Origin of the sequence: Spirosoma sp., from assembly GCF_048594605.1 — a bacterium.
Classification (GTDB): Bacteria; Bacteroidota; Bacteroidia; order Cytophagales; family Spirosomataceae; genus Spirosoma.
The window spans coordinates 1-9996 of the sequence record NZ_JBMDWV010000063.1 but is presented as its reverse complement, the minus strand read 5'-3'; the positions used below and the strand labels follow the sequence as shown (position 1 = coordinate 9996).

At 50.0% G+C, this 9996-nt stretch carries 8 protein-coding genes; 3 read left to right on the top strand and 5 right to left on the bottom strand.

Translation table 11 applies throughout. From position 1 onward, the window contains the following. Together ACOJS8_RS03620 and corA are read right to left on the bottom strand one after the other, a co-directional pair. On the bottom strand, positions 1 to 1860 hold a 1860-nt coding region (locus ACOJS8_RS03620), incomplete at its 3' end, for an alanine racemase (RefSeq protein ID WP_420147167.1). Positions 1861 to 1900: 40 nt separating this feature from the next. Next, entirely contained in the window at positions 1901 to 3019 is a 1119-nt protein-coding gene (corA, locus tag ACOJS8_RS03615; protein ID WP_420147166.1) for a magnesium/cobalt transporter CorA, read from the bottom strand. Between the two features lie 104 nt (positions 3020 to 3123). Between corA and ACOJS8_RS03610 the strand changes: the two genes are divergently transcribed. Continuing rightward, a complete protein-coding gene (locus ACOJS8_RS03610; protein WP_420147165.1) occupies positions 3124 to 4290 on the top strand; it encodes a hypothetical protein in 1167 nt (388 codons plus the stop codon). An 11-nt stretch (positions 4291 to 4301) separates the two neighbouring features. Then, a complete protein-coding gene (locus tag ACOJS8_RS03605; protein WP_420147164.1) occupies positions 4302 to 5003 on the top strand; it encodes a cyclase family protein in 702 nt (233 codons plus the stop codon). Positions 5004 to 5045: 42 nt separating this feature from the next. Here ACOJS8_RS03605 and ACOJS8_RS03600 read toward each other — a convergent pair whose 3' ends face one another. From ACOJS8_RS03600 to ACOJS8_RS03590, 3 genes are all read right to left on the bottom strand, one after another. Continuing rightward, a complete protein-coding gene (locus ACOJS8_RS03600; protein WP_420147163.1) occupies positions 5046 to 6482 on the bottom strand; it encodes a S41 family peptidase in 1437 nt (478 codons plus the stop codon). A 99-nt stretch (positions 6483 to 6581) separates the two neighbouring features. After that, positions 6582 to 7418, bottom strand: a complete 837-nt coding sequence (locus ACOJS8_RS03595) for a LytR/AlgR family response regulator transcription factor (protein WP_420147162.1) — start codon at positions 7416 to 7418, stop codon at positions 6582 to 6584. After that, the gene (locus ACOJS8_RS03590) at positions 7399 to 8445 is read right to left on the bottom strand and encodes a sensor histidine kinase (protein ID WP_420147161.1); all 1047 of its coding nucleotides are present in this window, start codon (positions 8443 to 8445) and stop codon (positions 7399 to 7401) included. The genes ACOJS8_RS03595 and ACOJS8_RS03590 overlap by 20 nt, the downstream gene beginning before the upstream one ends. A 172-nt stretch (positions 8446 to 8617) precedes the next feature. On the opposite strand from ACOJS8_RS03590, the gene ACOJS8_RS03585 reads away from it, so the two are divergent. Beyond that, on the top strand, positions 8618 to 9739 hold the full coding sequence (locus tag ACOJS8_RS03585; RefSeq protein ID WP_420147168.1) for a glycoside hydrolase family 18 protein: 1122 nt from the start codon (positions 8618 to 8620) through the stop codon (positions 9737 to 9739). Positions 9740 to 9996 lie beyond the last annotated feature (257 nt).

Sequence of the window (9996 nt, the reverse complement as noted above, 5' to 3'; positions counted from 1 at the left end):
GCGTAACGACGGATGCTGCTTCAAATAATCGACCACGTCAGGAATTTCCGACTCCAGAAACCCCAGTCGATGCATGCCAGTATCAATCTTGAGATGCAGCGGGTAGCCCGGGCTACCCCCTTCCCCGCGCCATCCCTGCCCCTGGCCAACATACTCACACCAATCCCGCAGTAATCGCATACTGTAGATTTCGGGTTCGAGGTTATATTCCAGCAACGTAGCAAAGGTTTCAGGACGATCCGACGATCCGGCGGGATTCATGACCATGATCGGCACGTCGACACCATTCTGGCGGAGTGATACCCCTTCATCGGCATAAGCAACGGCGAGGTAATCGACCCGGTGAAACTGTAACAGTTGGGCAACTTCGGCACTACCACTTCCGTAGGCAAACGCTTTCACCATTACCATAATTTTGGTTTCAGCCCCAACCTTTTCACGGTAATAATTCAAATTGTGAGTCAGCGCATCGAGGTTGATTTCCAGAACGGTACCGTGTACTTTCCGCTCTAGCCGGTGCACAATTCGCTCGAACGAAAATGGCCGTGCACCTTTGATTAACACGATACTGTCCCGTAAGTCGGCAAACGGAAACTGCGTCAGAAACTCCTCAGTCGTGCGATAAAACAAGCTGTTTTTGGCAAAGTACTGGGCATTCTGGCTCACCAGCGATCCTATACCGATAAACTGTTCAACGTCGTTATTACGTATCAATTCGCCAACCTGTTCGTACAGATCCGCTTCGGGCTGGCCCGACTGCAGTACGTCGGACAGAATAACGACCCGCCGATTTCGGGTATTCTGCTGATTCAGGAAACGTAGCGCGAGCTGTAAACCGGCTACGTCGTTGTTATACGAATCGTCGATCAATACACAGTTGTTGATACCTTCTTTCTGTTCCAGACGCATCGAAACCGGACGCAACCGGTTAAGCCGGCTTTGCAGCTCGTCGTTGCTCCAGGTACGTAACGTCAGCATCGTGATCAGGCAATGCAGCAGGTTTTCAACCGATGCAGGGTCTGCAAACGGAAGTTTGAGTTGATACGTAGCGGATTGTTCACTTATGTTCAGTCGATCCTGATCAAGCGCAGCCTGATACGTAGCGGTTTTGCCCGTCAGCGACCACGTAATGAAACGCATTTTCGGGTTGACAGCCTTCAGCAACAGATTCACCTCCTCATCAATTTCGACATAATCTGTGCAGTAAATCAACGTATTGGCGTGGACGAACAACCGCAGCTTTTCGGCTATTTTCTGTTTGCGCGTCCTAAAACCTTCGTCGTGTGCCGTGCCCAGGTTGGTAAAAACCCCGATCGTTGGCCGGATAATGGCTTCGAGGGCTTCCATCTCATGGGTTTTGGAAATCCCGGCCTCAAAAATTCCTAAGGTATGGTTCTCCGTCAGTTCATGGACAGACAGCGGAACCCCCAACTGTGAATTATAACTCTTCGGGCTCTTGGCCACCACGTAGTCATCGGACAGCAGTTGGGCCAGCCATTCTTTCACAATGGTTTTGCCGTTACTGCCCGTAATGCCAATTACCGGAATCGAGAATTGTCGTCGTTGTTGGGCCGCCAGATTTTGCAGCGTCTGCAGACTACTGTCGACTTCGATAAATTCGGCGTCAGCATAACGTAACAGTTCGGCCCGGCGGAGGGGCGTCATGGCGGATCGCTCTACAACAAACTGGCGAATTCCTTTTCGGTACAGGTCGCCGATGAACGCATGACCATCGTGATGACCGCCCTGAATGGCAAAAAAAACGCTTTGCGCAAATTGGTTGTTAGCCCCACCCGCCATTACCTGCCGGGAGTCGGTAACCCACTGTTTATGAATTAATTGAAAATCTTTTGTCAACATAGGTAATTTATATGCGGGTAACCCGGTCAGCGGCCTGCGTTTACATCCAGCCGCGTCGTTTGAAGTAGATGATCTCCCCCACTGCAATAACGACCATTAACCCTAAAACCACAAAATAACCGGATGGCTGACGTAGCTCTGGCATATTGTCGAAATTCATGCCATAAATACCGGCAATAAACGTCAGGGGAATGAAAATGGACGAGATAATGGTGAGCGTTTTCATAACCGAATTCATCCGGTTGCTGACGATCGAATAATATACATCCATCAGCCCCGCAATCAATTCCCGGTACGACTCCAGCGTTTCAATCACCTGGTTGATATGGTCCGACAGGTCGCGCAGGTAGGGTAATGTACTGTGCTGGAGCAGGTCCGATTCTTCCCGAAGCAAGGTACCGATAATGTCGCGTACGGGATTTATTGTTCGTCGGATAAAGGCAAGTTCACGCTTAAGCTTATATAACGTAGCTAATGTCTGCTGATTGGCCTGCTCCTGCACGATCTGCTCTTCTATCTCGTCCATTTTATCGCCAATACGTTCGGTAATCAGCAGATAATGGTCGACAATAACGTCCATCAGGGCGTACAGCAGATAATCGGCTCCGTTACGTCGGGTTTTGCCCGACGATGCTTTGATACGTTCGATAACGGGTTCGAATATGTCTTTGGTGCGTTCTTCCTGAAACGAAATCAGGTAATTTTTGCCCAATACAAGACTGATGTGCTCAACGTCGATTTCCTGCCGCTGCCGACTATGGTGAAGCATTTTGAGCGTTACGAATATCACCGAACTGGTCGGCCCTACTGCTCCGTTGCCATTCGACATCTCATCGTAAATGTCGATTTTGGGTTTCTGCTCGGTATTGAGCACGTCTTCCAGCAGCAGCGGGTGCAGATGATATTGCTGCCCTAAAGCCGCTACCACTTTCGACTCGTGAATCCCGTCAACATCAATCCAGTTGACGTAGGGCGTAGTAGAAACGGGTAACCGACAGGCACTTAATTTACTCGTATCGTCAATATGGTAATCAGTCGCATTGTATTCGATACGTTTGATCTTTGTGGCGTGTTCAATCTCCGCACCAACATAGGTGAGCGTACCGGGTGAAGTGCCGAGAAGTTTCTCGGCGGAGTGATTACGTCGGTGTTTCGACATGATTTATCAGGCAGGCGATCCAACGAGCAGACCTTTTTTCGAATCAAAGATAAACCAACTACAACCTGCGTTGTCGAATGTTTTGAAAAACGTATCTTACTACCATGTTCCGCCCTCTTCTCTTTTTCTGCACAATCACCTTACTGCTAACGGCCTGTAGCAGCGGCAAAACCGCCCTTAAACGAGGCCATTTCGACCTGGCCGTCAAGAACGCATCCCATCGACTCTTGCAACGGCCCGGCCTGAGCAAACGGGGGCATCCGCTGGCCACGCAAGTGTTACGGCAGGCGTTCCTGCAAGCCTACGAGCAGCACCAGAGCGCTATCCGAACATTATCGGCTCCCTCGAATTCCGACGCATTTCGCTGGGAAACCGTCTATAAGGAATATACAGCCTTACAAGCCTTGACGGATAATGCGCGAACGTGCAACACCTGCGCGGAATGGCTGGACGCTTACCCCGCGTCGTACGCCGATCGGTTGAGCGACACGCGCCAGCTGGCCGCTGCCGACCGTTACGAAGCGGCTGAGCAGGCGTTTACGTATCGGGAAGAAAATCGGCTGGCGGCTAAAGATGCGTATCAGAACTACCTGAAAGCCCTCGATTGGGTTCCTGACTACCGGCAGGCTCGCGCCAAAGCCGAAGATGCCCTGCCCTTTGCTATTTTACGAGTCGTGGTTGAGCCGCTGAGTCCAACCCGCGAAATTAGCGCCTACGAAAATGCCGAACTCCAGCGGCTGATTCTCAGAAAAATTGGTGAGGATACAGCTCCATCAAAACTTGTGCGACTGTATCCGCCCGACGAAACAGCCGGCGAAGGCTATCCCATCCATCAGGCCGTTCAGATGGTTGTAACCGACTACACACCGTATCGTGAAAATACATCCTCCTCATCTACAACCATTTATAGCAATCAGACGTATAAAGTCGGCGAAAAGAAAATTAATGATTCGACCAAAGTCGACATTATGGAAAAAGTATCGGGTACGCTCACAACGTATCGTCGGGAAATTCACGCGGGCCTGGACCTGCGTATGCGGGCATTGGATACGGAAACAGGAAAAATACGCTGGGAAGAATCGGTTTGGGAAAGCCGAAACTGGCAAACCGAGTGGCAAAGTTTTAGTGGCGACCAACGAGCCTTGAACGGGCAAAGTTTAAAAAGTGCCGATCTGTTTCCGCCCTCGCGCTGGCAACTCTACGACAGCATGCAGTACGAACTGGCGGCCGACGTAGCCCGGCGTCTGCGCAGTAAATACACGCAGGATTAACCCATAGTTTTATGCAGAAACCCATTCACGAAAAAGTTGATCGACCGTTGTTTATTGATTTAAGCCATACCATTGAAAACGGTTTAATTACGTATAAAGGGTTGCCCGCACCAATCATTTGCGATTACCTGAGCCGGGAAGACTCACGCCAGCTTTATGAACCTGGAACCGAATTTCAGATTGGTAAGATAGAGATGGTGACCAACACGGGAACGTATCTGGATTGCCCTTTTCACCGCTTCGCCGACGGACACGATTTATCGGAAATTGGACTGGAAGCATTTACCGATCTGGAAGGAATCGTGATTCGGGTGCCCTATTCCGAAACGCTTGCCATTACACCCGCTCATCTGCAAAACCACGAGATCCGCAACCGGGCAGTGCTCATTCATACGGGCTGGGATGCGCACTGGAATACGGATTTATATTTTACCAACCACCCATACGTAACAGCCGAAGCCGCTACGTATCTGCGCGACTCTGGGGCTAAGCTGGTCGGCATCGATTCGCATAATATCGACGATACACGGGGGCGTAGTCGTCCGGTTCATACTACGTTATTAGGGGCCAACATCCTGATTGTTGAACACTTGTGCAACTTATCAGCCGCACCCGATGATGGTTTTACGTTCAGTGCCATTCCTCCAAAATTCAAAGGAGTCGGTACGTTCCCGGTACGTGCCCACGCAAAAATCCGGCAAATCAGTTTATAAATATCAACCGCTCTGCCGGACTCTCTTTTGCCAACGTATTGATCACTTACGGTTTGTCAAGGCGGATTGCGGAGACGCGATCATTTTTAGGGTATAATCCATAACCCGGTCGTGGTGATTCAGTACGTCGTTGGCAGTGGGTTCAACGAGGTGATCGGGAATAATGCCCCGATCGGCATAGGGATAGGCCGATACGTTTGCCATGTTGAAACCAAACATACCTATACCGAGATCGATTTTTGAGTTGGGTAATTGCGTAATCGTAAAAATACCGCTGCTATTGAGCTTGTAGCCTCCCCCACTTTCCTGTCCAATGAACGTCGCACGCTTGTCGGCATGAGCGCGGGCGGCAAACTCCGTCGTCACGGAAAAACTATTTCCGTTGAGCAATACGTACAGTTTACCCAGATAGGCGTCTTTCTGCGGCTTCGTCGTTTTCAGACCACGCTGCGCGGTAAATACGTAGCCATCCCCGCGTTTTTTCACAACCAGAAATTTTGCCATTCGGTAGAGCTTCGATGTCCAGGCCGGAAACGAATACGTCTTTTTCTGCCGAACGCTGATGTGATCGTAGTAGCGAAACGGTTGGCTGGCTAGATAACTGTACAACGATACACCGAGTGCTTCTTCACCTCCTTCATTGTTTCGCAGATCGAGCACCAGATTCTGAATTCCTTTGGCTTTAATCTCCCGGAAAGAATCTCGCAGAAACTGGCTGAATTTCTGACCATTCATTTCGTTGAAGAAAGCTTCAATAGTCATCACAGCCGTTTGATTATCCGTGAATGTCAACCGTAACGGGCGTTGCGCAGCCGGTTTGTGCTTCTCTACATGTTGCTTAATCGTCTGCTCCGTCACGGGCTGAAGCGTTACGTTCTTTTCCTCATTTCCAGTCCGATACGTAACGGCGAAGGCATCCGGCGCGCCAATGAACGTAGCATAATAGCCAGAAAAATAGCGATTCAGGTCTTCCAGCTTCCCGCCCGTTCGGTTACCATCCGCAAAGGTCATGTTTGGTAGTAACGTCTGGATGATACGTGCCATTGGCTTGCCATTGATCGAACTTATTTCGGCGCCATCCGGTACGTTTCCGCTTCCGTAATTACCAACTACCCAAGCCCGCTCACCCAAAAAATAAAGCTTCAGCGGAAAGAGTTTGTCCCCAAAAAACGGATAGTGTTCATCCTTTCCGGCCACAATCCATTTAATGTGTCCATCACGCAGGGCAGTCAGCAGCGGCATCATCGTTATGTAAAATTCGTGCTGCGTCATGGGGCGATTTAGCTGAGCGGCCGTTGCCGTAAACAGCGAGTCGAAAGTCGGTTTCGGCGTGTACCGGTACATTTCCGGATGCACTTCGTTGAGCGCCGTTCGGAAGCGGGCAAAATCAGTCTGGAGTTGTTCGGGCGTTAATGTCTGCCCGATAACGGATAGCTGTAGCGATAGCCAGAAGAAGGCGGTTTGAAGAATGCGGTTCATACATCGTTGCTGTTTAACGTAGCAAAACTGGCCCACACAATCTGCAACCGAAAACCGATACGTACCGAAAAGGACGGTTTGTAAGCCGAAGTGTCCATTTTACTCACCCAACCAACTTTTCAGATCGCCCGCCCTTTCGCGGCTTACCACCACCTCTTCCTCGAAGGCCGGCCGAAGGTTGATCTTGAGTTTTCCGTTGAAATACAAATGAACTTTATCAATAGCACGTAATTCAGCGAGCACCTGCCGGTTGAGCCGAAAAAAACGCCTTGGATCGAGCATTTGGCTCAGTTCGTCCATCGTGTAATCAACCAGCCACTCGTGGTCGTCGCGAGTTTTGAGAAACGATAGTTTGTTACGAGAAAAGAAATACGCAACCTCATCCGTACTCACCGAAAACAACCGCTGGCCCTGCCTGATCAGAAAGCGGTCGCGGGGTGATGGCAGAGTGCTTTGCGCAGGGGTTGCGGAAATGGCGGGGGTTGTTGCCGGGACGGCTTGTTGTAGTTGCTGGAGCAGGTTTGTTATGGATACTTCCAGGGTATTGGCGCCCGCTTTATTTTCTGAACCAGTCAGAACGTTTTTCAGTTGCTGCAGTTTGTCCAGCGCCTGCCGTAAATCAGCTTCTTTAACGGGCTTGAGCAGGTAATCGATGCTATTGACCTTAAAGGCTTTGATGGCATATTCGTCGTAAGCCGTCGTAAAAATCACCGGGCTTGTTACGGCGATGCGGTTGAATATATCGAAGCTCTGTCCGTCAGCGAGTTCAATATCCATGAAAATCAGGTCGGGTCTTGGGTTGATACGTAACCAGTCCACCGATTCTTCCACGCTGACGGTCATGCCAACAACACGGGTCGTTGGTGCTACGTCGGTAAGCAGCCGCTGGAGTTTACGAGCGGTGGGCTCTTCGTCTTCAATGATAAGAATAGTCATAGCGGTTTTCCTGAATAAGTGGCACCATCACCCGAAAGGAGTCGTCCGTTTGTTGCACAACGATATCGGGCTGTCCCAGCAATCGATATTTGGCCTTGATGTTTGTCAAGCCCGTCCGGTTCGATGGTACTACGTTCTGCTTGCGACGTAACGTATTGCTGATAATCAACGTATTGTTCAGATCCGTATAGATGCGAATGGCTAATGGTTTCGTTGGCAGGGCCGTGTTGTGTTTAACCGCATTTTCGACCAGAAGCTGCAGCGTAAGCGGTGGAATCAGCAGGTTCTGGCACTGCTCATCGATCGCTACGTTCAGTTCGACACTACGTCCGAAACGCATTTGTAGCAAATGAAAATAAGCCTGAATAAATTGCAGTTCGCTCGCTAACGTGGTCAGCAGCTGATCGTTGGTTTGCAGTACGTACCGATACACCGACGCCAGCTCTTCGATGAACCGCTCTGCCTGCTTCGGGTTTTCGCTCACCAGCGATGAAAGCGTACTAAGGCTATTGAACAGAAAGTGCGGATTGATCTGCGACTTCAGCGAATCGAGCTGACTCTGCAGCGCTTCTTTCTTTAGTTGTTCGGCTTCGTAATACGTTGTCCACCACTGCCGATACAGGTACCGCGCTTCGTAAATGGTAGCCAGCGGCACCACAAACAGCAACGGAATCATCGTATTGACCCAATATGCCCGTCCGGTCATCGGATAGCCCCAGAATTGCGTTACGTCGTAGAGATAAACGATCAAAATACGTTGCACCATCGTACTGACAACGAACCAGCTCACCTGCGTCAGAATTCGGGGCGTTGTCTGATTCAGAAGCGGGTAGCGTTTACGCGCCCAGATTATGCCCAATCGGGCGACCTCCCACACCAGCACACACTCGACCAGACTGACGCCGAGCGCCATCCAGCGGCTGATCTGCCGGGCGTCGTTGTCGGGCTGATAAAAGATAAAGTTCGATACGATTGAAATGAGCGGCACGCCTACCAGACGTAGCCACCGATCGTTCAGTTTGTCCATGCTGCGTAAAGATGCCAAAACAACGGACGTAGCAAAAGCCTGCTCCTACCGAACTGTCGAAAAAAAAGGCTTAACGCACAAAAGTCCGCTACTCAAGCCGCGTACGTGTTTATCTTTGGGAGTTAACCACCTCAATTTTTCATCAATGAATCGTTTCGTTTATTGCCTTGCGATGCTGCTTGCGCTTTTCTTTTCATCCCTGACGCTTCCTGTTTCTGCCCAGTCGACTAAACCGTACGTTGTCATTGGCTACGTAACAGGCAACGGCTGGACGAAAGAACAGATTGACGCTCAGAAATTAACGCATATTAATTACGCATTTGCGGTTCCAGCCCAAAACGGTGAGCTGGCTCCGTTAAAACCCAAAGATGAAGCCAATCTGGCGGCCCTTACGTCGCTGAGAGCAGTTAATAAAGACTTAAAAATCCTGATTTCGGTCGGTGGATGGGGTGGCTGCAAATACTTTTCGGATGCCGCGCTGACGGATGCATCGCGCAAGAAATTCGCTAACAGTGCTGTGGCCTTGCTGAAAAAACACAAGCTCGACGGTGTTGATATCGATTGGGAGTACCCGGCTCAGATTGGCGCTGGCAATATTTACCGGCCCGAAGACAAACAGAATTATACGTTGTTTCTAAAAGCCATCCGCAATCAGCTGGACGAGCAGGGCAAACTTGATAAACGTACGGGCAAGAATCATTACCTGCTCACATCGGCCACTGGGGGCGACACCGCTTTCGTCTATCATACGGAACTGGGCAACGCGCATAAATACCTTGATTACGTGAATATCATGACGTATGATTTGTACCACGGCAACGACAAACAGACGGGTCATCATAGCCCCCTGAACCAGTCGGACCCGCAGCCTCATGCCCGCACAGGTAGTGTTTCGGCTGTCGAAGGACATATCAAAGCGGGGATTCCGGCCGACAAAATTGTGCTGGGCGTTCCGTTCTATGGTCGCGGCTGGGCCGATGCCAAAGATGAAAACAAGGGATTGTACCAACCCGCTCCCGGCAAGCATTATTTTATCAGTTATGACGAACTGATGGCAAAATACATCAACAAAAACGGCTTCACCCGCTATTGGGACGATACGGCTAAATCGCCTTATCTGTGGAATCCTACCACGCACATGTTTATTTCCTACGCCGACGCCGAATCACTCAAAAACAGAGCTGAATACGTTAAATCGAAGAAACTGGCGGGTGTGATGTTCTGGGAATACATCTACGATCTCCAACAAAAAGATGTACTGCTGAACGCGCTGGTGGACGGTTTTAAGCCGTAATCGGACTTACAATTGCAGTGCCGACACGTAATACGTAGTGCCAACCGGTTGGCACTACGTACCAGCGCTTACTCAACCAACGTAGTGAGGTTTATTCGGACGCTTGAAATGCCGTTTTCAAACCACTACATTTGACGTAGCAACCTCTTACGTATGAATACCGGCAAGGAAATCCTGTTCTTTTTCAGTGCATTAGGCGCTTTCAACGGATTTGTACTGGGGTTGTTCCTGCTGTTTTTTACCCGAACGAAATACCT

What these genes read in the sequence shown, in the direction of transcription:
- corA (WP_420147166.1), bottom strand. Translation starts at nt 3,019, where the DNA reads ATGTCGAAACACCGACGTAATCACTCCGCCGAGAAACTTCTCGGCACT.
- ACOJS8_RS03610 (WP_420147165.1), top strand. Translation starts at nt 3,124, where the DNA reads ATGTTCCGCCCTCTTCTCTTTTTCTGCACAATCACCTTACTGCTAACG.
- ACOJS8_RS03605 (WP_420147164.1), top strand. Translation starts at nt 4,302, where the DNA reads ATGCAGAAACCCATTCACGAAAAAGTTGATCGACCGTTGTTTATTGAT.
- ACOJS8_RS03600 (WP_420147163.1), bottom strand. Translation starts at nt 6,482, where the DNA reads ATGAACCGCATTCTTCAAACCGCCTTCTTCTGGCTATCGCTACAGCTA.
- ACOJS8_RS03595 (WP_420147162.1), bottom strand. Translation starts at nt 7,418, where the DNA reads ATGACTATTCTTATCATTGAAGACGAAGAGCCCACCGCTCGTAAACTC.
- ACOJS8_RS03590 (WP_420147161.1), bottom strand. Translation starts at nt 8,445, where the DNA reads ATGGACAAACTGAACGATCGGTGGCTACGTCTGGTAGGCGTGCCGCTC.
- ACOJS8_RS03585 (WP_420147168.1), top strand. Translation starts at nt 8,618, where the DNA reads ATGCTGCTTGCGCTTTTCTTTTCATCCCTGACGCTTCCTGTTTCTGCC.